Genomic DNA, 25,483 nt, shown 5'->3' on the forward strand with positions numbered 1-25,483 from the left:
CTCCTTTCTTCGCAATCTAATATATGTACCGAAAAAACGTTTCATGCATAAAGCATAAAACGTTTTTCTGTGTACTGATTAGCGTATATACAAGATAGTATAGAGAAATTGCGTGTTAGTGAGTTGAAAGAAGTGTCAGCTAGGTTTCCCGCCGGGTGAGCGATGAGCCATTCTCGAATAGACTGTGTGAATCCAATAAATGGCTAAGGGCAACAGATTGTTCATTGAGAGCAATCAATTCAACCATGAGAGCAACCAGATTGATGGTGAAAGCAATCATCTCTTAAAATTGCATGATTATATGGAGCGTGACGTAGATAACTACTAACGGTATCCCCTATATTGTGAAGTATTTCGTTGCACTATCCAATTAATGGATAAGGGCAACCATTCGGTCATTGAAGGCAACCATTTCTATTCGGAAAGCAATTAAATCAGCACGAGAGCAACCAAATTGATGATGAAAGCAACCATTTCTCAAAATAGCAAGTTTACTTCCAGCGAGACGCCGATAACTACTAAGGGATCCCCCTTTTCTATGAAAATAGGGAGGTGACAAAGTCACCTCCCTAACTAGTATTAATATAACAATCATTTAGCTCTGAGCGTCCCGAAACCTACTTAGCAGGAGTGAGCATAAATACAGGTTCGTTATTCTCATCTACCGTATATGGTAGCGAATATGCAGGAACAATGGCAAAATTATCCGTTAGTAGAAAGCGAATGTCATCTCCTGGTTTCACTTCTACCTCCTTTTCTTGAAGCAGGCGGTTTAATTCGATGGAATAGTCCACATACACTTTCCCGTCTCCAGTCGCTACTAGAGGCAATTGCGTGTCGGAATAAGGGCTTTGTACGGATAACTCGTTTTTATATCCCATTTTCTTGTAGTCTAGTTTATATACACCTTCAGCAATAATTTCTGCTACAGGTCCATATCCATTGATTCCTTTTCGATAGTTAATGTCCCGTATTGCATCTGCAAGGCGCAAATCTACTAATTTAACTGTAGGATTTTCCTCCACGTCCATTAATACGTATTGGTAAATTCCTCCCGCTTCATAGGAGTTCGCTGGTACTTTCCCCATATATGCAGGTACTACTTTTTTAAAATCGATGGGGTATTTGATATATTGATCCGTTTCCATATCACGTGTTTTTATCGGTAATAATCCACCAGAATCTTCTTTAAAGCTATTGACTGCATTTTGGACAGCATTCAATTGATCTTCATATGGCAATAAATTCTCTGGCTCATACCCACTTTTATAACTACAACCTGCTAATACTAGTATTCCTATTGTAAGAATCACTAGTAAACGTAATTTTTTCATATGAATCTCCTTACTAAGCTTTTGTCGGATTAAAAATAATATAAATCATCGTGATGAAGCCTATAAATAACAATATGTATGCGATTAGACCAAAGATAAATTTCAAGAAAGCGTTTTTAAATTTTGTTTTCACAAAAAACATAAAAAGCATGGCTAAAAACATAGAACCCATGGAACCAAATGATATCCACATTTTATCCATTGACGACACTAACAATACAGGTAACACAAACTTTCCCACCTTTCTACAACTTTCAAATACGCATTGGCGTATTGGCATCTAGATTTTTACCGAGCTCAGGCCTGCAAAATGCTGGTCAGTTAGCCGTTGTCACACGATGTGACGTTCTTAGGCTAACTTCCTCTTTTAAAACTTCTCTTAAACATCTGGGACATTCAGCCAACAAGATGTTGGTCACTCAGGCGTTGAGACCCTCGCCAGAGTTCCTCAAAATTCAGCGGTGATACACAGACCACAGTTGAATTCAGTTAAATTATAACATTTCAAAAAAGAGTTGCTATTAAACAACTCTTTTCTTTGTGACAAATTTAGAACGATTTATAATCATCCAACTCATGCTTTTTCGTGCGATGCATCAAAATATCGACTGCTTCTTTCGGATGAATACCTTCAAACAACACAGAATACAAGGCTTCCGTGATCGGCATATCTACTTGTTGCTCTTTCGCTAGCTGATAAGCGGCTTTCGTCGTACGAACACCTTCTACGACCATTCCCATCTCATCTAATACCGTTTGGAGGCTTGCACCTTTACCGAGCATATTACCAGCTCGCCAGTTTCTAGAATGGACACTTGTGCATGTCACGATTAAATCGCCCATGCCAGTTAAGCCTGAAAACGTATAGGCATCTGCTCCTAAGCTGATGCCTAGTCTCGTGATCTCTGCTAGTCCTCTTGTAATGAGAGCAGCCTTTGCATTGTCTCCGTAACCAAGACCATCTACGATTCCAGCAGCTAAGGCAATTACATTTTTTAGCGCTCCCCCTATTTCTACACCTACCACATCATCATTTGTATAGACACGGAAAGAATTATTCATAAACAGATCTTGCACTTTTTCTGCGGCTTCCATTTTTTCACTTGCTACAGTAACCGTAGTAGGATGTTGTAAAACCACTTCCTCCGCATGACTAGGACCAGATAACACAACAATTGCATCTGTAAAATCAGCAGGAAGCTCCTCCTCTAGCATTTCTGAAATGCGCTTTAATGAATCGGGTTCAATCCCTTTAGAAACATGTACAAATAATTTTTTCTCCATTAAAAAAGTCTTCATATCATGACAAACTTCTCGAATCGCTTTTGTTGGTACTGCAATTACGATAGTAGATGCATGATGAATCGCTTCCTCAAAATGACTAGTAGCTTTTAAATTGCTTGGTAACAAAGTATTCGGTAAATACTTTTTATTTGTATGATGATCGTTAATTTCTCTTGCTTGATCTTCCCGATGTGACCATAAAAGACAATCATTATTGTTATGGGCGAGCACCATTGCTAGCGCCGTTCCCCAGCTACCTGCACCAAGTACAGTTACTTTCTCCATTTAATTACGCCCCTTTACACTCAAGTTCTTGCGCGAGTAATGATGCGTATTGGAGTCCCTTCAAAATCAAAGGATTCACGAATACGGTTTTCTAAAAAGCGCTCGTATGAGAAATGCATCAACTCTGGTTCGTTTACAAACACAACAAATGTTGGTGGTTTAATCGCCACTTGTGTTGCATAGTAAATACGTAATCTTTTCCCTTTATCAGTTGGCGCTGGATTACGAGCGACAGAATCCTCAATTACTTCATTTAATACAGAAGATTGAACACGAAGTGAATGGTTTTCGCTTACGGTATTTATAATTGGAAACAGGCTATTCACTCGTTGCTTTGTTTTTGCGGAAACAAAAACAATCGGCGCATAGTCTAAAAATTGGAAATGCTCGCGAATCGATTTCGTCATTTCATTCATTGTTTTATCGTCTTTTTCTATTGCATCCCATTTGTTCATCACGATGATAACTGCTTTACCGCCTTCATGGGCATATCCAGCAATTTTCTTATCTTGTTCTTGAATACCTTCTTCTGCGTTTAGTACGACTAACACAACGTCTGAGCGTTCGATTGCCTTTAAAGCACGAAGCACACTGTATTTCTCAGTCGTTTCATATACTTTTCCTTTTTTACGCATTCCAGCTGTATCGATCATGACATACTCTTGCCCATCAACCGAATACTCTGTATCAATTGCATCACGAGTCGTTCCAGCAATATCACTGACAATAACGCGTTCTTGTCCTAAAAATGAATTGATCAAAGATGATTTACCTACATTCGGTCTGCCGATTAAAGAGAACTTTATCACGTCTTCTCCGTATTCCTGCTCTTCTATATTAGGGAAGTTTTTCGCTACTTCGTCTAGTAAATCTCCTAGGCCTAATCCGTGAGATCCTGAAATAGGAAATGGCTCACCCATCCCTAATGTATAGAAATCATAAATCATTTCACGCATATCCGGATTATCAATTTTGTTTACTGCCAAAACAATTGGCTTTTTCGTTTTATACAAAATTTTAGCAACATACTCGTCTGCTGCTGTAACGCCTTCTCGTCCATTTGTTAAGAAGATAATTACATCCGCTTCATCCATTGCGATTTCTGCCTGTTGTTTAATCTGTTCTAAAAAAGGTTCATCGCTTAGTTCGATACCGCCTGTATCAATAATATTAAATTCATGTGTTAACCAATCGGCAGAACTATATATACGATCACGTGTTATACCTGGAATATCTTCCACGATAGATACACGTTCTCCTACGATACGATTAAATATAGTCGATTTGCCGACATTTGGCCTACCAACGATTGCTACTACTGGTTTTGTCATTACTTTTTCATCCTTCCAACTTCGTCTAAGTTGTATTATACAACAAAAAGACAAAAGCAGGCGACTTCTTTGTCGAAGTCACCTGCTTTGTGAATTATAAGACTATTTTATAAATATCAATAAATGATTATTTAGCCCAATAAAGGGCACAAAAAAGAAAGGAAGGAATAGGGGACTTTTTGTTCTTCGTTCAAGTTCATCTCACTTACTTCCTTCTAAATAAGGCTGTATACGGATGAAGAAACAATTGTTGCTCGTGTTGGAGAAGATATCATTTCTACTATCTGGTCGAGTACGAGTCATTAAATCATTAATTTTATCAAGTCGATAAGTTTCTTCTATTGCTAGTACTTCTATTTTTTATTAGAAATGCTATCACTCTTTCAGTCAAATTTTGACGTTATTGATATATTCCAAAATTGTCCGCTTCATACCAAATAACTGAGATTAGTATAAAGCGTTCCTTACTTGAGACGAATAAAATTAATAAAGGCCAGATGCACTTAAAGAGCATCTGGCCTTTATATATCTTATATTATTTCGTAAAGTCTTTTAGCTTGTCTCCAAGTACATCGCTGATAGAGAAGCCTCTGGATTCTTCAGGTAACTGATAATCCGACAAATCGAACGCTTCTTCATTTTCGATCAAATCTTTAATACTTAGAGAAAGTCTTTTTTCACTGCTATTAACATCTAGCACTTTAACTTGTACTTCATCGCCTTCTTTTAGCACTTCTTGAGGTGTGCCAATATGTTTGTGGGCGATTTGTGAAATATGAACGAGCCCTTCTACACCTGGAAGCACTTCTACAAATGCTCCGTAAGAAACAAGTCGTTTTACTTTACCAGTTAACACAGTTCCTTTTGCAGCTTTTTCTGCGATTTCATCCCATGGTCCAGGCAATGTATCTTTGATTGACAATGAAATTCTTTCCGAATCACGATCAATCGATAATACTTTAACTTTTACTTGCTGCCCTTCTTTTAAAACGTCCGCAACATTATCTAAATGCTCGTAGGAAACTTGTGAAATATGCACAAGACCGTCTACTCCACCGATATCCACAAACGCTCCAAAGGATGCCAAGCGTTGAACTGTACCATCTACTACATCTCCAGGTTGGATAGCATCTAATGTTTTTTGTTTGTTAACCGATTTTTCATCTTCCACCACTGCTTTATGGGAAAGGATTAAACGATTTTTATCTTTTTCTAATTCAACAATTTTAAAGGTTAAAACTCTTCCTTTATAATCATCAAATGATTCAACGAAATGGTCTTCTATTAGAGATGCAGGGATAAATCCACGCACACCTAGATCGACTACTAGTCCGCCTTTCACTACTTCTTTTACTTCTGTTTCAATAATTTCTCCAGATTGGAATTGCTTTTCAAGTTGATCCCATGCTTTCTCGGCATCCACTTTTCGTTTGGAAAGAACAAAATTAGTTTCTTCCACTTTTGTAATCATAAGTTCCAGTTCATCACCGATGGAAACGGCGTCGGATGCTTTTTCAATATGCAAGCTAGATAGTTCACTAATAGGAACGATACCATCTAAAGGTGCACCTTCGATTGATACAATCACTGATTTCTCATCTACCTGTGCAACCGATGCTTTTACTAGATCTCCCTCTTTAAACTCATGTGTGTCGTTTAAGTTCATTTCTTCTGACATATGATAATTCCTCCTTCACAACGTCTCTTATCTATTTTATGCGAACTAGCACAGAAATACAAAAAGAAGCACTTTTGAAATGGAAAAAATCTAATTATTTCGTTTATATTGCTCCAATAATTCCGCAATTCGAGCCATAATTACTTCCGTTACCTCTTCCGCAGACGCTTTTCTTTCACGGTATGGTTGCATATCAATCACATCCCCGTACACTACCTTTAAGCGTTTAAAAGGTTTATAAGGGCCAATAATTGCACAAGGTACAACATTGGCCTCTCCTCTTAAAGCAAAAAAGCCTGCTCCACTGAATCCTTTCCCTAGTTGTCCATCTTTACTTCTCGTTCCTTCCGGGAAAAGACCAACTACTTCACCGTCTTTTAATAGCTTAATAGCGCGTCGAAGCGCATCTCGGTCGCTCATCCCTCTTTTTACAGGAAATGCACGGACACCAGGTAATATACTTTTTAAAATAGGCAAATTGAATAACTCTTCTTTTGCCATAAAATTTACTGGTCTTGGAGCATTTATTCCAACAACGGGAGGATCTAAATTATCGATATGATTACTGCATAATAAAATGCCTCCCTCTTTAGGAAAGTTTTCTGCGCCAATCACTTCAAATCTGTAAATTGGTTTTAGAATGCCGTAAACAACTGTTTTTGCAAAGGAATAAAGATACATATTACACCATCCTTTCTTTTGCTAACTGCATGATTTGTGCAGATACTTCTTCAATTGAAAGAGAAGTCGTATCAATATAGATTGCATCCTTTGCTTGCGTTAAAGGCGATGCTTCTCGTTCACTATCGAGTTTGTCCCGAAGAGCGATCTCTTCTATCAATTCTTCTAAACTTGTAGGAATTCCTCTTTTTTGGTTTTCTAAATATCTTCTTTTTGCACGTTCTTCCACACTAGCAGACATGAAAACCTTTAGTTCCGCATTTGTTAATACATGCGTTCCAATATCACGGCCGTCCATGACGATACCACCGTTTTTTCCCATCTCCACTTGTCTTTTGACCATTTCTTCTCGCAAATCTGCATGCGCAGAAACTGCGGAAACGGAACTTGTAACTTCTTTGGAACGAATTTCATCTGTTACTTCCACATTGTCCAAAAATACTAGTTGTCCATTTTCAGAAGGTTTTAAGTCGATTTTAGTATCGTGTAATAAATTCGTTAATTTTTCCCCGTCTTGCAAATCTATGTTTAAGCGAATGGCTTTATACGTAATCGCGCGATACATTGCTCCAGTATCCACATATGTATACCCTAATAATTCTGCTGTTTTTTTAGCTATTGTGCTTTTTCCGGCAGCTGCCGGTCCATCGATTGCGACTTGAATTCTTTTTGTCATACTTTTGCCTCCACTCTATTCAAATCTATTTTACCATATAACTTAAAAAGCGTAAGCGCCTATGTCTGTATGAAGTGGCAAGAGGCTGTTGCTTGTTGAAATTAATGGGATGTCGCACGTAATAAAGATAATGTGTAATAGAGCGTGGAATGAAGTGTCCGCTGAGATTTTCTCGACAGGGCGGACGCTTTCCGCCGGGTGAGCGATGAGCCTTCACCTTTGTGAAGTCTCATTTTGCTCCCTCATCCGGCAGGAGTCGCCGCCTGCCTCGAAAATCAATGAAAATGCATTATCAATACCAACCCGCATTATTTGTCCATGTTGTGCAATGCTCCATTACGCTGTGCGTTTGAATAAAAACGTTGCGTATTTTTGTTGGGCCATCTTCTCCAGCTAAATAGCTCGGATATATTTGCCGTAGCGCGCCGGGCCGCATGAGCCGCAGTCATGAGACCGATTAGTGTGCAACACGAGTTGGCTCATGCAAGGTGCGGCAAGTGCGGAGGCTAGCGGTTACTTTACGACGCTTTCTCCCAATAATGCGTTCGATTTATTAAAATTACTTAACCTACTAATGTTAAAAAGTTTTACACTTCCCAAAGAAAAAAAGCCTGTTTATACAGACTTTTAATCCCTGCTTTTTTTCCTAAGCATTACTTGCCGTTCAAAGCAATAACGGACAATCAGTTGCTTATCCACTTCATCTGTATCAGAAAATTGCAATGATGCCAATGTGATCGAATCTCTTTGGAAAATTCGAATCGCCTTAGCTGTTGTCGATACATATTTAATATCTCCATTATTAAACGGAAGCGGTATCAATAAAGAAACCTCATCATCAGCGTTAAATTTCACCGGACGATTCAACACGACAGCAGTCCCACCGGCACTAATATCATCGGTCACAAATTGATACCTTTCGTCTTCAAATTGTACCGATATATCAAGCCTCGCTGCAACCCGGACAAAATCTCTACGTTGTATTTTGATAATTTCTGTATCTCCTGGATAAGAAAGCTTAATCATTGGGATTTGCCCTTTTTTCTTGCTTAAAACTTCTGTTTGAAATGCAAATGCGGCTTTTGACTCCTCTGTAAAAGAAACACGAAGCTGTGTTCCGTCCATAAGAAAAACGGTTCTACCTGTAATTGTATCTACTGGATAATCAACATAAATCGAGTGATCATCGCTGTCTATAATTTTGCATCGATATTTTTCTGCTTTTTCTGAAGTGGATGGCTCTAAAGTGAGTACAGTTCCAAGTTTAATATTCATAAGCAACCCTCATTAAGTGTCATAATATACTTATTATGACACTTAATAAGGCATATTTCTATCTAAAGTTATGTTTAAGGTAATTTTTCCGTGTGTAATATTTCATGTGTTTGGGCATCTATATACGTTCTATGTGTGCCTATTGAATCATTTCTTGTTAACACTTCATAGGCAAGACGTTGTTGTAGCTCCTTGTTCTCTACATATGCCAATCTTTCTTCTTCAATTGTGAAGTCACCTGAAAAGATCTCTTTGTAATCGATTGGCACAACCTTTTGATCTCCAATATTTTCTTTTTGAATATATTCCATTGCATTTAAACCTAAAAGTTCCCCATTATCTTTTGCGATTTTCAGATGCATGCCATCCGCATAGATGAGCGCATCATTTTTTGCATCCACACGGGCAAAAGCTAAATGCCAGGCAATATGGTTTTCTCGATACTCTACCATTTCTGTGTCTGTATAGCCGAAAGATTTCATATAAGTACTTGCTTTTTCTTTCATTGTTTCTGCACTTATCGTTGTCTTATCGAAAGGTCGCTCCAATAAATAAGAAAGTAAATGACCACCTTTTTTTGTGAAATCTGCATACCCTATTCTTATCCCTTTATGGAATTGAACGTGGTAGAAAGGATACGGCGCATCTTCTGCACTTTCTGTTATATGAATTGTCGCGTCTTTCAACTCCGGAAATAGCTTAGCGAAAGTTTGCTTTACTTGCTCCACTGTTACTTCCGAGTCTTTAATATGTTGCAAATCTTTCTTTTTTTGTTTGTCCGTTTCACTTGCTGTCATAGGAAAGTCACTTTCTGTGTAAGCTTTTACTGAATCTCCTAGTGCCTTCCAGTTTTTATCATTTTCTTTATTGGCTTTATTGTTTACAAAGGATGCAACGATATAATCCTTTTTGCCATCATTTCTATTAGTAAAAGCCCATTGGTCGGATAGAGATAGTAAATTACCTCTTGCATCCTTCATGCTTTTTTGCCATTCCTCGACCGGTATTTTACCTTCCTTTACTAGAGAAGCACTATTTCCGATTCGATTTAAATAATTCATCCAAACAGTAGAGGTCTCATGATCTATCGGCAAGGAGGATATTGAATCACGAACATCGGAAGATAGTCTCCACACGTCTTCCAAAGGCTGATCGAGTGCCTCTTTATCCTGAAAGAGTAAAGTTTGATCAATGGATTCACTCAATGTTACTAACTTCTCGGAAGCAGAGGTTAATTGATTGGAGTATTGACTTGCCAAGGCATTTTCTAGCCGAGTATTTTTAGATTGAACGTTAAAATGGTACACAAGGAATACGATTGCGGCAGTAGCGACGATTACCCATATAAATTTTTTCATATGATCTCCTTATGCACAGAAAATATGCTGTCCGATTGTTTTTATTTGTGGTCTTGACCAAATCCATTTACTCGTTGCTGTCTTTGGATTAAAGTAATAGATAGCATTTTCTGTTGGGTCCCATCCATTCAATGCATCGAGTACCGCTTCTTTTGCACGTTCATTTGGCTCTAGCCAGATTTGACCGTCTGCAACTGCAGTAAACGCTAGTGGCTGGAAAATTACCTCTGAAATTGTATTTGGAAAATCGGGATGTTCTACTCTATTTAATATTACGGCAGCAACTGCTACTTGCCCTTCATAGGGTTCTCCTCTTGCTTCCCCATACACAGCATTGGCAATAAGTTTTAAATCTTTTTCCGAATACTTCGGTGGAAGCTGCATATTGGAACTTTCCGCTTGCTGATTCTTCACTTGTTTTTCTAAATCCTGTCCACCATAAGTTGTAAAGCTATTTCCTTTTTTGATTTGTTCATGGACGAATTCTTTATTGAACTCAGATACACTTACTAACTTTTTCTTCGTATCCTCTCCTAGCAATCCATCGACCGGAAGGCCATACTTTTCTTGAAAGTTACGAAGCGCCCAATATGTGTTATAACCAAATTTCCCATCTATTTGACTTGTATAAAATCCCGTGTATTGAAGTCTAGACTGTAATTCAATTACATCGTCTCCATAGGCTCCACGTTCAACTATTTGCGTGGAGAAAGCCTGTGTAGGTTGTTCTTCCTGGAAGATCACATAGCTCGCCGTACAAAATATTAAGCTAATTAGGATATACTTTAGTTGTTTCAAACGACATCTCTCCTTTATATCTAGCTTGGATAAGATGTGCGCAAATATACAAAAAAAATCTAGCTAATCGCTAGATTTCTTCTCTAATAAAATATTCATGCTGCTCCATTCTTTTATGACGCGATAAAATATGAGCTTTTTTTGCTTTCGATAAACCAAATAACCATAAAAATAACATGAAAGGTACGATTAACAGTAATTCCAAACCTTTAATGATCAAAATGCTATTATAAATAGTATGTAATACAAAGGAGGCTATAAAAGCATACATAATTTCATTTTTAGCTTTTTTAGATGCAGCAAATTTTGCTCTTCCTAAATAATAGCCCATTACTACACCGAATAAGGCATGACTTGATACTGGTAGTAATGCACGCATAAATGCCGCATCCATGCCAAAGTTTAGTAAAAACAAAATATTTTCGACAGTCGCAAATCCGAGTGCAACACTAGCACCATACAAGATCCCATCATATGGGTCGTCGAACTCTATATGTTTGTATATAGCGATAACCAATATCAGCCATTTAAAAAATTCTTCCAAAGCACTAGTAATAAGTGCTTGATGAATAAATAAAGAACTAAATAGCTCTTCCTCTTCAATCACATGTTGAATAAATAAGATGGGAAATGTTAAGATGGCACCATATATAAAAGAATGTAATAATAATTTGGAAGGCTCTTTTGCGATTTCTTTTCGTAAATAAAAATAACTTAAAAGTGCAAGTGCTGGCGCAATTGCAACGGAAAGCAGTATGAACATATGCGTACTCCTTCCAATAGATTATCTTTATTATACATCTTTTTATCGATAAATTGTAAAAATTACGGAGGTTTTATTGTGAAATCTATTTTACTTATCCATACAGGCGGAACTATTTCTATGCAAGTACACGCGGATACCGGTGCTGTCGTTCCCGCGGAGAATAATCCTCTTATTTTAGAAGGCGAAAAACTGAAGCATTTTGCCAATATTATAGAAATAGAAGCTTTCAATTTGCCATCACCACATATTACGCCAAAAGAAATGTTCAAGCTGAAGCAAATAATAGAACAATATATGCGGGAACAATCGATTGACGGAGTAGTAATTACCCACGGAACGGACACATTGGAGGAAACTGCTTACTTTTTAGACTTAACTCTTAATACTTCTATACCAGTTGTCATTACAGGGGCAATGCGTTCTTCCAATGAAATAGGATCAGATGGCCTATATAATTTAGTTTCTGCTATCAAAGTTGCTTGTTCAGAAGAAGCGAAGGATAAAGGAGTTTTAGTAGTATTAAATGATGAAATACATACTGCGGAGAATGTCACAAAGACGCACGCCAGCAATGTAAGCACATTCCAGAGCCCTCAGTACGGTCCGATTGGCTTTATCTCGAAAAGTATTGTACATTTTCACCATACGCCTCTACATCGTACTGTATTGCCTATCGATGGTATTTCAAAGAGAGTTGGACTATTCAAAGTATACGCGGGTATGGAGCCGGATTTGTTGGCAGCATCCGTTGAATTAGGATATTCGGGTATTGTATTGGAGGGTTTGGGACAAGGAAATGTTCCTCCTAGTCTAACTCCAATCATTGATGAAATTCTTAAAAAAGAAATACCAATTGTTATTGTCTCAAGATGCTTTAATGGGATAGCCCAAGACGTATATGGTTACTTAGGTGGCGGGAAGGGATTAAAAGATTTAGGGGTTATGTTTGCCAATGGTCTAAATGGACAAAAGGCAAGACTAGCGCTCTCTCGTCGCGTTGCATAATACAGATCCCCGTGATGCTATGAGCAAAATTTTTTCTGTCTAATTAGTGTGAAAAATAACGGCATATTACATTCCCAATTCCACTTTTTTGCTGTAAAAGGCGCAAAGATTTTATCTTTCTTTGCGCTTTTTTTCTATTTCTTTTGCTATTTGGTTTCCGTGGAAACGACCATTTTCTATAAATATTTCATTGGCATTGTTACCTGCAGCAATAACCCCCGCTATAAAAATTCCTTCGATATTGGTTTCCATTGTTTCTGCATTATATGTAGGCCGGCCGGTAGTAGGATCAATTTGAATCCCCATTTGCTTTAAAAAACTATGATCGGGATGGTAGCCGGTCATTGCAAATACGAAATCATTTTCTATTTGAAATTCCCCGTTTGGCCCTTTTAAGGTGACTTCCTTTTCATCTATAGATATTACTTCTGTGTCAAAGTGCATGTCGATTTCACCACTTCGAACGAGCCCCTCAAACTCTGGCAACACCCATGGTTTTATACTTGGAGAATAAGTACTTCCACGATACACAACCGTTACATTCGCTCTTGCTTTATTTAACTCAAGCGCAGCATCAATTGCCGAGTTTTTTCCACCAATTACTAATACTCGGTGATCAAAAAATGGATGACCCTCCTTAAAATAATGGCTTACTTTCGGCAAATCCTCTCCTTGTATGCCTATAAAATTCGGATGATCATAATATCCGGTTGCAATAATGACGTACGTTGAATGATATGTGGCTTTCGAAGTTTGGACGATGAAATGATCCCTTTCTTTTTCCACCTGACTAACATATTCATATTTGTTCACTTGTATGTTTTTCAACTTTGCAACTTCTCTATAGTAGACCAATGCTTGATTGCGCTTTGGTTTCCGTTCTTCCACGATAAAAGGAACATCTCCAATTGCTAGCTTTTCACTTGTGCTAAAAAATGTTTGATGTGTTGGATACTTATAAATAGCCTCCACAATATTCCCTTTTTCAATTACTAGTGTATGTAAACCAATATTTTGCATGGAAATAGCAGCTGCTAGCCCACATGGTCCACCTCCAACGATAATGACATCCACATGTTGTACCACTTGTAAAAACTTCCTTCCCTTTCACACGGTGTTATTATTCACCGTACATTGTAATCACATGACACTCAGATTTTGCACCTAATCGAAGAGGCACGCCTGTCGTTCCAAAACCATTACTAATAAGCTCCGCACTAAAATCTTTTTCCTTAAAAGTACCATTTTCATAAATACCAAATGGCCCAAACCGAATTTGGCCACCATGAAGATGTCCCGCTAAGAACAAATGCGGTTTACTTACTTTTTTAGCGTTATTAAAATATGCTGGCGCATGAGTGATGAAGATAACTATATCCTCTTCTCTTACATCTTGAAACGCTTCATATATATTTACTTTACCACTAAATCCATCGTTGACTCCAACGAGGCGAATCGGTGTACCAGCAACAGTCAGTTCAACGGATCGGTTCACCAACAGCAGAACATCATTTTTTTCTAATATGCGAATTAAATTTTGCTCTCCCACTTCCCGGTCATTGTTGCCAAAGACGTAAAAAACATCTCCCATTTTTTTAAGCTGCTCGATATTATGCTCCGTTCGTTGTAAAGGAACCCCTTTTTCGGTGAGATCCCCTCCGATAATCACGATATCTACTTTACCCATAAGCGAGTCAATGAACTTACTATCTATTTTACGACGGTGAATATCTGAAATAAAAAAAAGATGCACCTGGGAACCTGGTCTCATTTCTTTCACATGAAGCTTATGGGTTTTTACATTAACTTGAAATGCCAAGTAAAGCATGTAAAGTAAAAGGCAGACTGCCAAACCGGCTACTAACAAAAGAAAATATACCAACGAAAAACCTCCTAATCATAAAGTGAAACTTCAAACAGTGGGGATTTTTAGACGCACAGGACGTGCTAATGGGGACGTTGCGACATGGACGTCGCGCTTATAGTCCCCTTATCCCCCACTGATTGTTAGTTGTGTCCCACACGATGTGGGTCACACAGACGTTGCAAACGCTCTTTTATTTTGCGACGAGCTTTGCGCAGGAGCAACACAATGTTGCGTACTTAGTCTGGAATCATTTCATCGGGCGCATGTCAGCAGTTGATCTCCCACTTATCTTTTCGCTTTTCTTAAATCTTGAAGTGGGAGTCTTTACTGTCCGTTAATGCGGGGTAAAGTACAAAAGGACAGGGAAGCCCCCCCTGTCCTTTCAAGTCTACACTACCTAAACTTATGAATCGTCTTTTGGAAAATAGAACCTTCTGTATCTATATATGCAACGAGGATTCTAAGTGACCTTCTTTCGATACATTTATTAAGGCAGGATTAACTTTTGACCTGCTGAAATAGCATTGGATGATAGACCATTAGCAGATTTAATTTTTTCAACTGCATTTGGGTCCTTGTAATAATTGACTGCAATACGGTATAGTGTTTCATTTTCTTTAACAATATGTGTTCTAGATGGAGTTTCCTTTTTTGGTTGTTCCACTTTCGGCTCTTCTACTTTAGGCTTTTCCACTTTAGATTGCTCTGTCTTTGGTTGTTCTACTTTAGGCTCTTCCACTTTTGGTTCTTCCTTTACGGGTGCCTCTTCTTCTTTTTTGTTTTCTTCTGAAGCTTCTTTTTCTTCTTCCTCTTCTTTAGGGCTATTCGTAATTGTCTTCGTTTCCACTTGAATAATGCCCGCTTCCTGTACCTCTTCGGTATCCTTCGGTGTGTAAATAAACTGCACATATAGAAAGATGCAAACCGGTATTAGAATAAAAATAAAAAATAAAGTCGGTAATAGGATGTTTTTCGATTTTCTCTTTGCTTTTTTTCCAGAATTTGATCTTCTACGACTTCTTAGCTCTACGTTTTCGTCCTCTACATGGATGGATTGTCTATGTTCATCTATTTTCTTTTGATAGTCGTCTTGGTTCATATTTTTCAAACTCCATTTCTGCCATTATATCTACTACTATTATGCCGAATTTTGTTGAAAAAGTAAACTTCTCGCCTGCATTACGAATGTAACAGTTCATCTAATTTAATCTTCCAATTCATTTCTTCCTTATGTTCGGGTGGGTGTTTTCTGTCAACTAGAATTTCTTGTAAAGGTATAGTACACTTAGAGCAGCAATACTTTGGCCGCTTCGTCAGCTCTTCATCGAAGTAACGTAATAGTTGCTCTCGTATGCATGTTTCATTTTGTAGCATCGTATATAAAGCGAGTATTTCAGCCCATTTTTTTTGTTTAATTGTTTGAAATAATTGAATTGTCTCTTGCTCCTTTAACTCCTCTTTCCAGTAATCCAATATTCTCGTGGTAGTTTCCGGTAGCTGCAATTGTATATTCTCGGATTCATAAGCAAGGCGAATATCCGCTTCTTCTGGGAAATCTTGCATCGCGACATAGAAAGCCTGCTCTACATCCGTAGCTGTAAATAGCAAGGAGGCAATAGACTGCGCTCCGTCCCGTGCTGCTCTACCCACTTCTTGCATATAGCTTGCTATGGACGTCGGAATATGGTCATGTATGATTTGTCGAATATTATCTTTATGTATCCCCATTCCAAAGGCATTTGTTGCGCAAATCCAATCTAGCTGTCCTTGTTGAAACTGTTGTTGGACTAAAATACGATCATCCTGCTCCATTTTGGCATGATAGTAAGCGACTCGAATCCCTCTTTTTTGTAACTCATGTGCGTACATCTCTGTTTTTTTACGGGACTGTGTATACAAAATACCAGGACCTTCGGTGGACGAAACTCTACCGATTATCCAGGCAAGCTTTTCTTGCGCATCTTTAACTTCAATCGCTTCATACGCAATGGCGGGTCGATCAAGGGAATGGATATACTCAAACGGCTCTCTCATTAATAAGGTCGTTTTAATATCTTCCACTACTTTACTAGTTGCCGTAGCAGTTAAAGCAAGGACGTTTGTTTGCCGGAATTGCTGCAGCCATTTGGCAATTCGTAAATAGTCCGGCCGAAAATCAAATCCCCATTGAGAAATACAATGGGCTTCATCCGCAACGATATAGGCTATACGGATAGCGGAAAGTGCATGATTAAAACGGTCGTTTTGCAGCATTTCCGGGGAAGTAAATATAAATTTGTAAGTAGACAAATTTCGAAAAACCATTTCCTTTTGCTCAAAGGATAAAAAAGAGTTAATCGCAACAACTCTTTTTTCACCTAACATTTTCAATTGCTCCACTTGGTCTTGCATTAAAGAAAGTAAGGGAGAAACAATGACGACTGAGCCTTCCATCAAATATCCTGGCAATTGATATAATAATGATTTACCCATACCAGTTGGTAATATGGCAACGACGTCTTGTCCTGCAATGACGTTTTCAATTATTTCTTTTTGCCCTTCCCTAAATGAATCGTAACCAAATTTACGCTTTAATACTTCAGTTAACTTATCCATTTATTTCTTCTCCTTTAGTTAGCGCTAATCTAATTTGAAAATAACTTAAATCAGGAAGTTCCTCGCGAATGATTTTTAACTTTTTTGTTTGTCGTTCCTGTGCAATATGTAATACTTTTTGAACTTGTTCTTTTGAAATAAAGGCTTGAAGAGGAAAAGTTGGATCTGCTGAAACAATTTCAATCACATGGTCTTCTATCGTATTTTCTTTTAAAAAACGCATCCGTGCTATTTCCTCGATCGTGTAGCCTTTCTCAAATAATTTACTCGTTTTGAATGCGGAATCTGTTAAAGGAGTTTGTACGTAAATACCCTTCGTCAATGCGTGTAAATCTGGATATTTCTCTTCTGTTATGTCGTTTAAAAGAATATGTAAGCATTCGATGAATAAAAACTTCACATCTAAAACAGTCATGTGATGGTGACTAGCAAGTTGCTCCCAAGTCAACCCACTATTTTTGTACCCACTTAAACGGTAAACAAACAAATTACGATGGATTTCTAGTAATAGAGGATTTTCAAGCAAATGAAACAACTGCTTTTTAAAATGAGCACCAAAAGAACTCGATTGAAAATCTCTTTCCTGCAAAAATACTTTAACAAAGTGATGAATCTCATTGCTTTTTTGAACAGGCACAAACTTCTTTTCATTTCCTTGAAACTGGGATAGGGTCTGAACGATCAATTCCACTCGTCCCCAAAAAATAAATTCTTTTCCCCGGAGAATCCATCCACTATAAAAAGGACGTCGTATAGAAACTATTTGATGCAAACCTTTTTCTGTAATAGCTACTCTGGATTCATTCATAACGATGAGGCCTTCTGCATGGAGATTCTTTATAGCTTCCTCATATGTTTCTTTTGCTAGTTTTGGATATAAACTAAAGTAAGAATGCAGTTGAAAGTACGTCACATCTTGAATGGTTTGACCTGATTTTTTCCCTTTTAATAAATAATAAGGTGCAGTAGATGACCTTTCTCCTTGAAATTTGTGTATAATTAATAACAGTAGTTGTTGAAAATACAATGGAAATCCCTCACATATGAAAGTATTTTGGTTGAAATGTAGCGAAAATATCTTTAGAATGAATAAGATAGCAGATTCGTGAAAGCAGATATAAAGGAGAGAATTAAGGAATGGCTAAATATACAATTGTTGATCAGGATACATGCATCGCATGTGGCGCATGTGGCGCTGCTGCACCAGATATATACGATTATGACGATGAAGGAATTGCTTTCGTTATTTTAGATGATAACACGGGTACTACAGAAGTTCCAGATGAACTACTAGAGGATATGGAAGATGCATTTGAGGGTTGCCCTACCGATTCTATTAAAGTAGCAGAGGAATCTTTTGAAGGCGACGCCTTAAAGTATGAATAGACTTTGAAACCCGTAAAGAATGTGTAAGGTGCTTAAAACCCTTGCATGTTCTTTTTTTCTTTTCTAAATTACTGCTCAAATCATCCTAAAACAAATATAACATATACGAACGTACATTTTCATTATTTGAAAAATGGAGAAGCAGCCTCTACGTATAAAACTGTTTATTCTTTAAAAAAGGTCGTCTCTCTTAAATAAGAGAAACGACCTTTTAACGTTAATTTATATTGGCTGTGCCAAATGAATGTGTCACTTTATCTAGTAATGGCTTCATTCGTTTAAATAAAACAATCATGACAATTGCTACTAAAATACCTTTTATAAGATTAAACGGTAAAATACCGAAAATGATAGAATTGAATAATGCTGTTCCTGTTTCCATTGGGAAATTTAAGAAATAAGCATACATCGGTAAAAATACATAATAGTTTAATACACTCATACCGATTGCCATGGAAATCGTCCCACAAGCTAATCCGAACGTAATTCCTTTAGATGATGTAGCTTTGCGATAAATAAGATAAACTGGCGTCAAAAACAAAATGCTTGTTACGAAGTTTGCCATATGTCCTACTGGAACACCAGTCGGGCTACCTGCAAACAACCAATCTAACACATTCTTCAAAAATGCTACAAGAATACCAGCAAGTGGTCCCATCGTGATTGCTGCAATTAGTGCAGGAATATCACTAAAATCCACTTTCAAATAAGCTGGTAACGCTGGTAATGGAAATGCAAGAAGCATTAATACAAAAGAAATACTACTTAACATAGCGATTGCGATCAGCATTCGCGTCTTACCTTTTAACATAAAATCCTCTCTCCTTTTGCGATTCACTCCACAAGAAGAAAGGTTCAGCACGTTTTTTTACTCAAAAAATCCCTTAAGCTATTGAATTTAGGCTTAAAGGAGTAAAAGGTACACTTAAATAAGCGTATCCGTATAAGAGCATACGAAAAACGACTGCACCTTCACCTTCTCCCATCCAGACTATACTGTCGGCTTTGGAATTTAACCAAATCAACCTTAACTTAACGGCTCGCGGGCTGAAGAAATAAATTTCTAATACCGCCGGTCGGGAATTTCACCCTGCCCCGAAGATGAATCAATATTTTATTATCCTTCAAGCTTTATCTTGAATTAAATACATCTTATCAAAGTTTCATATGTAATGCAATACAGTTGCTTAAAAACATTTAATACCTATCATTTTACTGTGTATTGTATAAATAAATAGAATATGAAGGCGTTCTAAGTTGCTATATAAGTGTATCCTTCTCCTTTAAACAACATCCAAGATAAAAGTTCAAGCATCGGCTCATGACCAGATATAGGAAGGGAAGACGAGTGATGGAATGATGTACATTATAGATTTGCACCAAGATTACCACTACCGTAATCACGAATATCTTTCTTATAAAATATTTTACCGATTACTAAACCAATAGAGATTGAGCCAATTAAATAACTTAGATCAAAAGTTAAAATGTTCAAAGTATTTTCTCTTTTGATAGTTTGTTAATTAAGTATTTCTATTTATTGCACATGTTTTCCTGCAATCCTTCTTTAGGTAAACTGCCCCTTTAGTTTAAGTGTAACATTTCAAATTGCATATCTGCGATCAACTTAATGTTTTGGACATAAAAATAGACCTTCGAAATGATGGCCATGTTTGCTAAAGTACCCGTTAGTTGAACAAGATAATTTCGATTTATGTAACTCTAATCCCAACAGTTAAATATTATCTCACCAATCCTTAAAGGCTTCCAATAAGCTATTTGTTCCAATTCATCACTATTCAATTCATTGTCATTTTGTAAAACGGTATTTTTAGAACCTAACCTTAGTATTACAGGTGCATTCAGTTCCTTAGTCTCCAGAACATTGTAAAAAGAGTTAAAGTGTTTAAATAACTCAGGTTCATTAATAAAAGTAATCTTTCCATATTCCACATCTAAAGCAAAAGCCATAAAAGGATAATGTACATTAAGCAATATATGTAAATGTTTATTAAAAACTTTAGCTTCAACATCAAAAAATTTAGTGGCTACCTGTGATTCTTTAAAATCTAACACTTCTCCGCCATTATTACTAATGAGATTAAAACATATCTGTTTAAATTGTTTTTCATCAATTTTTGGTGGTTTATTATGTTTTGCATTATAAAAACCAGTTACTCCATTAGGAAGTTTCATTAAGTAACCCTCCTTTATTTAAGTTTTCAAATCCTAATCCTTCTTCAACTAAACTGCCGCTTTAGTTCAATAACAACAATAAAAGCTGTCTCCTGACAGCCCTATTTTGCTAAAGCACCCGTTAGTTTAAGTACATTAGTTCACAAAGACTCTTTATAAGTAACAAGAAAAGGTGCCAACAAAGAACCAATTATTAAAATATAAATAGCTATGCCAAATGTCACAAGATCATTGTTAAAAGGAGACAGAAAATAACCAAAGGTGAGCACTGTAAGAATAGTATAAGATACAAAAATTAACCTGCTATTGTTATCTTATGTGTTGTATCGCATTCGTTTCTTTTTATAGGATAATAACTCCGCCAGAAGGATTCATAGATTTTACTCCAGCTAAAATGTGCATTGCATTTCTCGCATTTTTGCAAAGCTAATAACCTCCATTATAATTTTCGAATTTTCTAAGGCGTTGATTTATTAACCTGCTCACTTGAAATTTATGGTAATTAGCTAACCATTTTTCTATTTGTATAATTGATAAATTTGGTGCACCGTAAAATGCAGTTATTATTAGTTAGGGTCTTATACATTATTTTATTGATAGTCTCATGATAATTTCTTCGCCGATACGCCCTATTTGTCTCTCATTTGTATCTTCGAATCCTACTTTTAAATATAGTTTTTGAGCTGGAATATTATCTATATCTACTACTAATACAATTTCATCACATTCAGGGAATTCTGATTTAACAAATTCAATCAGTAATGACATCCCTTGTTTAGCGTAGCCTTTTCCTTGCTCTGTATTATTAATTGATAGTGCAGTTAATAACAAAGCGTTCAAATTAGTGGAGTATTTCTTAACTCGATCATTTGAATTTAGAAGAAAGAAACCAACAGGAGTTTTATCACTTAAAATAACAATACGATACTGTCCTTCTGTAACTTCCCCAAATTTGTTTGGTAATGCAGAAAATTGTTTTTGTTCTTCTGTAAGTACAAAAGAGTTCAATACTCTCATATGCTCACTTGAAAAATGCTTCAGTTCAACACCGCTATTTTCCATAATATAATTCTCCATTCATTTTTACTATATCCTACCACTCTTAATGTAGTGATTACATCACTAAAAATAATTTAATTAACTATCTTTGTTCAACTAACCTGCCCCGTTAGTTTAAGTGAAACCTTTCATAAACTTCCTCAATTCAATAAAAATGAGCACTTGTATTGCCCTGATTGAAAATTAGTAACTGGAACTGTTTCAGAAGATAGTACTGTTTGAAGAAATATATATTGAGAGTTTATCTTTTATCATAATCTTATTTGTCGGTTCTAAATTAATTCCCAACATCTCTTCTCATTACAATGCAAATATTTTTTCGAGCTTCTTTAGTGATTCATTACTACATACATTAGAAAAAAAGGATAAAAGATATTTTCTTGATTCCGCTTTGTCTATATTTATTGTTTCTATTTTATTTCTTTTAGCCCAAGAATCATATGTTTCAAAAGCTGTACTGCTCCACCCATTCTTTTCCCCGACTTCATTTCTTTTCTCCTCTATGCCTGAAATGACAATATCCATTGATCCTTGCAATTCTAATAACGCGTTTTCAAATAGCTTCTTTTTATCGCGTTCCTTTAGACCTGCTTTTATTCTTAAAGCCCTTGTATCTATCCCTTCCAACTGGGTAATGATTTTGTAAATTTCAAACGCTTCTTTTGATACATTCCCTTTAAAGTAGCGCTCCTCAACAGACTCATCATACCCTATGACCTTTTTCACATATGGAAGAAGCCGGATTGAAACTAAAATCGATTTTTTCTTTATGAATTTGCCGTATCCTGCAACTCCATCAGCTGAGAATTTTGTTCTCCAAATCCAAGGATCGAACTCTGTATCAGAATGCCAGTACTCTGGCTGAGTAATGGTATTTAATGAAGGGAAATCCGGTATTAAAGGGGCAAGGGGGAGTAATCCGATTTCTTCTATTACCTTTACCGCATCTTCATAGGTTTTTACTTTATATTCCACTTTTTTATCTCCTTTTTGAATAGACATATATCAAAGGCTTTGTTAAGTAGTATGGTTGTTTGGTTGTTTTAAGACATAAAATATGGGGACGTCCGAATCGAAAGTCCCCGTTTTCGAGCTTTTTAATAGCTACGTTTCCCTGCTCAAGCTCTTTGCATTTTACTTAGGAATACAATTTGCCCAATATGATATGCATCGTGCATTGCTAAACTCTTCATCTCCAGCACTAATGATCTTTCTCCAGGGATCTGTCTATACAAATCTTCCTGTTCTGATTTTGCTAGTATTTTTTCAAGTTCTCGATGAACATAAAAGTATTCTTGTTTTGTTTTCTTCCAATTTTCAGATGTCTCAGTTGGTATTCTAAATGTAGACTTATTATTTTCTGCTTGGGGTTCATTCGCTGTTTCACCAAGGAATCGCAAAAGAAGTCTCTTTTTATAGAAAAGCAAATGACAAACTAATTCCCAAATGGAATTCATCGCTCCGTCGGCTGGCTTCCAAAGTGCCTGCTCTAAACTGATATTCTCTAGCACTTTTTCAAGTGGTGGAAACCAGTCTTCTTCATCTAAGCAGCTTGCCCATTGTTGTAACAAAAGTGTCTTTACTTCCATTTCTTTTCCCTCCCATTTAATAACTTCCTCTATATACTTCGATTTTCTTATCTAAAGTCCTTTTGTTCAACTAAACTGCGATGTTAGTTTGAGTGTGCCAAAGCATTATTATTTTTTTCAGCGCACTGTTTCAATTCCTTCATTTGTTTCTCTAAGCCTTTTTTCATAAATACACGAAAAATGATACTTATTATCTTTCCTGAAACAGTCTTAGCTGTTAGTTCTTCTGTAATGTAAAGAATGCTAGAATTCGTACTAATTTCTTGAAGTTTATAAGAAAGATTGATCAAGAAAGAAGGATGATTCATTTGAATACTTAATCTATTATTTTTATTGTATTCCGTAACTTGTCCTTCATATTCTTGAATACGGTTTCCTTCTCTTAACCTTTGTTTGAACTTTATACCAACCGGATTATTACTATCAAACTCCGTTAAATACTCCGTTCCTTCTAATCCTGTCATCCATTCTTTTTGTTTCTCATTATCTTCTAAGTAAGAGAATACTACCTCCTTAGATGCTTGAATCTCCGTTTGGCTTGTTATTAACAATGTGTGGACCCTCCCTATATAAGTTTTTCCTTTTATGCGCTAACCCTTCTTGAAGTACTTACCTTCTTCTTAAATAATTTTTCATAAGCAAATAGGATAATGGCACAAATAACAGTTACACTCAAAATAGAATATAAAAAGAAATATGGGGAAATGATCATGCCGAACGCTACTTCATTTTGAAGCACGTCCACTGTTTCCCATCCTTTTGGTATATCTGGATTATAATATTTTGTTTTTATATAACCACCCATAATCGTATAAGCTGTATAAATTATATGAATGATGATCGAACCAATAAATGCTTGAAGAATTATCTTCATTTGAACATCCCTCCTCAATCCATAAAACATAAAAAGAAAGGACCAAAAAGTGGCCCATTCTTATTAAATCATCATATTTAGCTCTCAGTCGTTTACATTTAAGATAACTGCCATTTCCTTACCGAATCTATCGCCATGATCAATAAATCCTAAACTTGAGTATAAATTATGTGCTCCCAAATTTTCTAGATGATAACCTACGATAATTTTTTTCGCATCAGGTAATTTAGCCATTTCTAATATCATTAACTCAGTTGCAGCTTTACCTATACCCTTACCTTGAAATTTCTTATCTACCATTATTCGATAAATCCAATAACCATCCAGTTCTTCTTGAACAGAATTGTACATGAGAAAACCAACTATCTTCTCTTCTGCATAAATAGCATATGGCTTTAAAGTCGTCTCAAATTTGGATTGAGCTATTGATATAGCATTGGGCTCCATGTATTCTTTCTGTTCTGGTGATACCTCTAATTCACAACAATCGTACCAGTTCTCGGCATTTAATTCTGCTATTTTCACATTTTCTTTATTCATAATTTTCCCCTTCCATAATGTAGGGAAACGCTAAACAACCTTGTTAATTAATCGTTATCCCCATGTTATCATTCATAATATTTGTTTTAATATTTGTCATAATGAACGCCTCCTCTAACAACTATGTCTAATTAATTGCAATTAATTTTTAGACTATTTTAATTATACTATTTTTCTTCATTCAAATCCTCCCTAAAATCCGCCCGATATTCTAGACGTAAAAATAGACCATCGAAAAGATGGTCTAAGATATTATTAATAGTATCAACCTGAACTATCTAATCCTCTCTCAATCTTTGGGATGAAGAAATACTAGGATTTTTCCCTCATCCGCATCATTAGAATAGCGTTCGGCTTCCTCATCGGGAACTCCAATTTCCATTAGAGCATGCTTTAGTCCGCCAGCACCAGCGTTTGCCCCTATTACTGCTCCTCCAATTGTTGTAAGGATTGGACCTGCAGCCAACACAGCGCCAAATCCGGGAATCAACACAGTGGATAACCCTGCTATTACACCCGCTATACCAATGGCTCCGCCAGTTACAGCTCCTGCGATGGCTCCATCCCTAGTGGAAGGTTTTACTTCCTGTGTGATCTCCGATAGTTCTTCTGTATTTTTAGCAATAACTGAAATTTCCTCTGTTGTATAGCCTTTTTCTTTTAATTCCTCCACAACTTCAGCCGCTTGTTGTTCATTTTCGTATACACCAAAAATATGATTAGTCATTAATAATTACCTCCTGTTTACTCCAACTATGTATTCTATACCCGTTCTTTCGGTTTTCTAGACATCGTTTCACCTTCTCGCTACCTTTAACAATCTTTAGAATGTTTTTTTAACGTTAAAAAGCACGGCCCAACAATTTTGGGACGTGCTTTACTTCAACTTTTCTCATTTAGATGACC

The 25,483-nt window shown here is 36.6% G+C and carries 28 protein-coding genes, 1 pseudogene and 1 riboswitch; of the genes and pseudogenes, 2 read left to right on the forward strand and 27 right to left on the reverse strand.

All coding sequences use genetic code 11. The annotated features are described in order from the left end of the window. Positions 1-617: 617 nt before the first annotated feature. From OR571_RS19080 to prsW, 11 genes are all read right to left on the reverse strand, one after another. Positions 618-1,334: a hypothetical protein gene (locus OR571_RS19080; protein WP_282245157.1), complete on the reverse strand. Its 717-nt coding sequence runs from the start codon at positions 1,332-1,334 to the stop codon at positions 618-620. Between the two features lie 13 nt (positions 1,335-1,347). After that, positions 1,348-1,563: a DUF2768 domain-containing protein gene (locus OR571_RS19085; RefSeq protein ID WP_229677319.1), complete on the reverse strand. Its 216-nt coding sequence runs from the start codon at positions 1,561-1,563 to the stop codon at positions 1,348-1,350. A 320-nt stretch (positions 1,564-1,883) separates the two neighbouring features. Further along, positions 1,884-2,903 (reverse strand): NAD(P)H-dependent glycerol-3-phosphate dehydrogenase, encoded by a 1,020-nt coding sequence (locus tag OR571_RS19090; RefSeq protein WP_282245161.1) that lies wholly within the window; start codon positions 2,901-2,903, stop codon positions 1,884-1,886. Between the two features lie 20 nt (positions 2,904-2,923). Beyond that, entirely contained in the window at positions 2,924-4,234 is a 1,311-nt protein-coding gene (gene der, locus OR571_RS19095) for a ribosome biogenesis GTPase Der (protein WP_282245162.1), read from the reverse strand. A gap of 535 nt (positions 4,235-4,769) precedes the next feature. Then, positions 4,770-5,912: a 30S ribosomal protein S1 gene (gene rpsA / locus OR571_RS19100; RefSeq protein WP_282245164.1), complete on the reverse strand. Its 1,143-nt coding sequence runs from the start codon at positions 5,910-5,912 to the stop codon at positions 4,770-4,772. 90 nt (positions 5,913-6,002) lie between these two features. After that, entirely contained in the window at positions 6,003-6,593 is a 591-nt protein-coding gene (locus OR571_RS19105) for a lysophospholipid acyltransferase family protein (protein ID WP_282245166.1), read from the reverse strand. 1 nt (position 6,594) lies between these two features. Beyond that, the gene (gene cmk / locus OR571_RS19110) at positions 6,595-7,269 is read right to left on the reverse strand and encodes a (d)CMP kinase (RefSeq protein WP_282245167.1); all 675 of its coding nucleotides are present in this window, start codon (positions 7,267-7,269) and stop codon (positions 6,595-6,597) included. Between the two features lie 627 nt (positions 7,270-7,896). Next, on the reverse strand, positions 7,897-8,544 hold the full coding sequence (locus OR571_RS19115) for a flagellar brake protein (protein ID WP_282245169.1): 648 nt from the start codon (positions 8,542-8,544) through the stop codon (positions 7,897-7,899). A 74-nt stretch (positions 8,545-8,618) separates the two neighbouring features. After that, the gene (locus tag OR571_RS19120) at positions 8,619-9,902 is read right to left on the reverse strand and encodes a PepSY1/2 domain-containing protein (RefSeq protein WP_282245171.1); all 1,284 of its coding nucleotides are present in this window, start codon (positions 9,900-9,902) and stop codon (positions 8,619-8,621) included. A 9-nt stretch (positions 9,903-9,911) separates the two neighbouring features. Then, entirely contained in the window at positions 9,912-10,676 is a 765-nt protein-coding gene (sleB, locus tag OR571_RS19125; RefSeq protein WP_282246298.1) for a spore cortex-lytic enzyme, read from the reverse strand. Positions 10,677-10,770: 94 nt separating this feature from the next. After that, entirely contained in the window at positions 10,771-11,463 is a 693-nt protein-coding gene (gene prsW / locus OR571_RS19130) for a glutamic-type intramembrane protease PrsW (protein WP_282245173.1), read from the reverse strand. 75 nt (positions 11,464-11,538) lie between these two features. Between prsW and OR571_RS19135 the strand changes: the two genes are divergently transcribed. Continuing rightward, a complete protein-coding gene (locus OR571_RS19135; RefSeq protein WP_348775087.1) occupies positions 11,539-12,471 on the forward strand; it encodes an asparaginase in 933 nt (310 codons plus the stop codon). A 111-nt stretch (positions 12,472-12,582) separates the two neighbouring features. On the opposite strand, the gene OR571_RS19140 is transcribed toward OR571_RS19135, so the two are convergent. From OR571_RS19140 to OR571_RS19165, 6 genes are all read right to left on the reverse strand, one after another. Then, entirely contained in the window at positions 12,583-13,557 is a 975-nt protein-coding gene (locus OR571_RS19140; protein ID WP_282245175.1) for a YpdA family putative bacillithiol disulfide reductase, read from the reverse strand. A 34-nt stretch (positions 13,558-13,591) separates the two neighbouring features. Next, a complete protein-coding gene (locus OR571_RS19145) occupies positions 13,592-14,353 on the reverse strand; it encodes a metallophosphoesterase (RefSeq protein WP_282245176.1) in 762 nt (253 codons plus the stop codon). Between the two features lie 472 nt (positions 14,354-14,825). Further along, positions 14,826-15,437 carry a LysM peptidoglycan-binding domain-containing protein gene (locus OR571_RS19150; protein ID WP_282245177.1) on the reverse strand — a complete coding sequence of 204 codons (612 nt, stop codon included), beginning with the start codon at positions 15,435-15,437 and terminating at the stop codon, positions 14,826-14,828. After that, complete coding sequence (locus OR571_RS19155) at positions 15,403-15,537, reverse strand: hypothetical protein (RefSeq protein ID WP_282245178.1); 135 nt, start codon at positions 15,535-15,537, stop codon at positions 15,403-15,405. Before OR571_RS19155 ends, OR571_RS19150 begins: the two co-directional genes overlap by 35 nt. Beyond that, on the reverse strand, positions 15,518-16,933 hold the full coding sequence (locus OR571_RS19160; protein WP_282245180.1) for a RecQ family ATP-dependent DNA helicase: 1,416 nt from the start codon (positions 16,931-16,933) through the stop codon (positions 15,518-15,520). The genes OR571_RS19155 and OR571_RS19160 overlap by 20 nt, the downstream gene beginning before the upstream one ends. Then, positions 16,926-17,960, reverse strand: coding sequence for a YpbB family protein (locus OR571_RS19165; protein ID WP_282245182.1), 1,035 nt, complete (start codon positions 17,958-17,960; stop codon positions 16,926-16,928). The genes OR571_RS19160 and OR571_RS19165 overlap by 8 nt, the downstream gene beginning before the upstream one ends. Before the next feature lie 110 nt (positions 17,961-18,070). On the opposite strand from OR571_RS19165, the gene OR571_RS19170 reads away from it, so the two are divergent. Continuing rightward, positions 18,071-18,319, forward strand: coding sequence for a ferredoxin (locus tag OR571_RS19170; RefSeq protein ID WP_282245184.1), 249 nt, complete (start codon positions 18,071-18,073; stop codon positions 18,317-18,319). 217 nt (positions 18,320-18,536) lie between these two features. Here the strand turns inward: OR571_RS19170 and OR571_RS19175 are convergent, their stop codons facing one another. From OR571_RS19175 to OR571_RS19220, 10 genes and pseudogenes are all read right to left on the reverse strand, one after another. Then, entirely contained in the window at positions 18,537-19,130 is a 594-nt protein-coding gene (locus tag OR571_RS19175) for an ECF transporter S component (protein ID WP_282245186.1), read from the reverse strand. A 159-nt stretch (positions 19,131-19,289) separates the two neighbouring features. Further along, positions 19,290-19,426: riboswitch (FMN riboswitch) on the reverse strand. Between the two features lie 268 nt (positions 19,427-19,694). Continuing rightward, a pseudogene (locus OR571_RS19180) lies at positions 19,695-19,814 on the reverse strand (glycerol-3-phosphate acyltransferase); the annotation flags it as partial. Between the two features lie 227 nt (positions 19,815-20,041). Next, positions 20,042-20,515 carry a hypothetical protein gene (locus OR571_RS19185; RefSeq protein WP_282245187.1) on the reverse strand — a complete coding sequence of 158 codons (474 nt, stop codon included), beginning with the start codon at positions 20,513-20,515 and terminating at the stop codon, positions 20,042-20,044. A 585-nt stretch (positions 20,516-21,100) separates the two neighbouring features. After that, the gene (locus OR571_RS19190; RefSeq protein ID WP_282245189.1) at positions 21,101-21,577 is read right to left on the reverse strand and encodes a GNAT family N-acetyltransferase; all 477 of its coding nucleotides are present in this window, start codon (positions 21,575-21,577) and stop codon (positions 21,101-21,103) included. A 297-nt stretch (positions 21,578-21,874) separates the two neighbouring features. Then, the gene (locus OR571_RS19195) at positions 21,875-22,549 is read right to left on the reverse strand and encodes an AlkZ-related protein (RefSeq protein WP_282245191.1); all 675 of its coding nucleotides are present in this window, start codon (positions 22,547-22,549) and stop codon (positions 21,875-21,877) included. Positions 22,550-22,692: 143 nt separating this feature from the next. Continuing rightward, positions 22,693-23,163: a DinB family protein gene (locus tag OR571_RS19200; RefSeq protein ID WP_282245193.1), complete on the reverse strand. Its 471-nt coding sequence runs from the start codon at positions 23,161-23,163 to the stop codon at positions 22,693-22,695. Positions 23,164-23,246: 83 nt separating this feature from the next. Beyond that, positions 23,247-23,714, reverse strand: a complete 468-nt coding sequence (locus tag OR571_RS19205; RefSeq protein ID WP_282245195.1) for an SRPBCC family protein — start codon at positions 23,712-23,714, stop codon at positions 23,247-23,249. A gap of 32 nt (positions 23,715-23,746) precedes the next feature. Next, positions 23,747-24,037, reverse strand: coding sequence for a hypothetical protein (locus tag OR571_RS19210; RefSeq protein ID WP_282245196.1), 291 nt, complete (start codon positions 24,035-24,037; stop codon positions 23,747-23,749). An 84-nt stretch (positions 24,038-24,121) separates the two neighbouring features. Beyond that, positions 24,122-24,577, reverse strand: a complete 456-nt coding sequence (locus OR571_RS19215) for a GNAT family N-acetyltransferase (RefSeq protein WP_282245197.1) — start codon at positions 24,575-24,577, stop codon at positions 24,122-24,124. A gap of 289 nt (positions 24,578-24,866) precedes the next feature. Beyond that, the gene (locus OR571_RS19220; protein ID WP_282245199.1) at positions 24,867-25,304 is read right to left on the reverse strand and encodes a YflT domain-containing protein; all 438 of its coding nucleotides are present in this window, start codon (positions 25,302-25,304) and stop codon (positions 24,867-24,869) included. Positions 25,305-25,483: the final 179 nt, after the last annotated feature.

It is taken from the genome of Psychrobacillus sp. NEAU-3TGS, assembly GCF_029955155.1.
Lineage (GTDB): Bacteria > Bacillota > Bacilli > Bacillales_A > Planococcaceae > Psychrobacillus.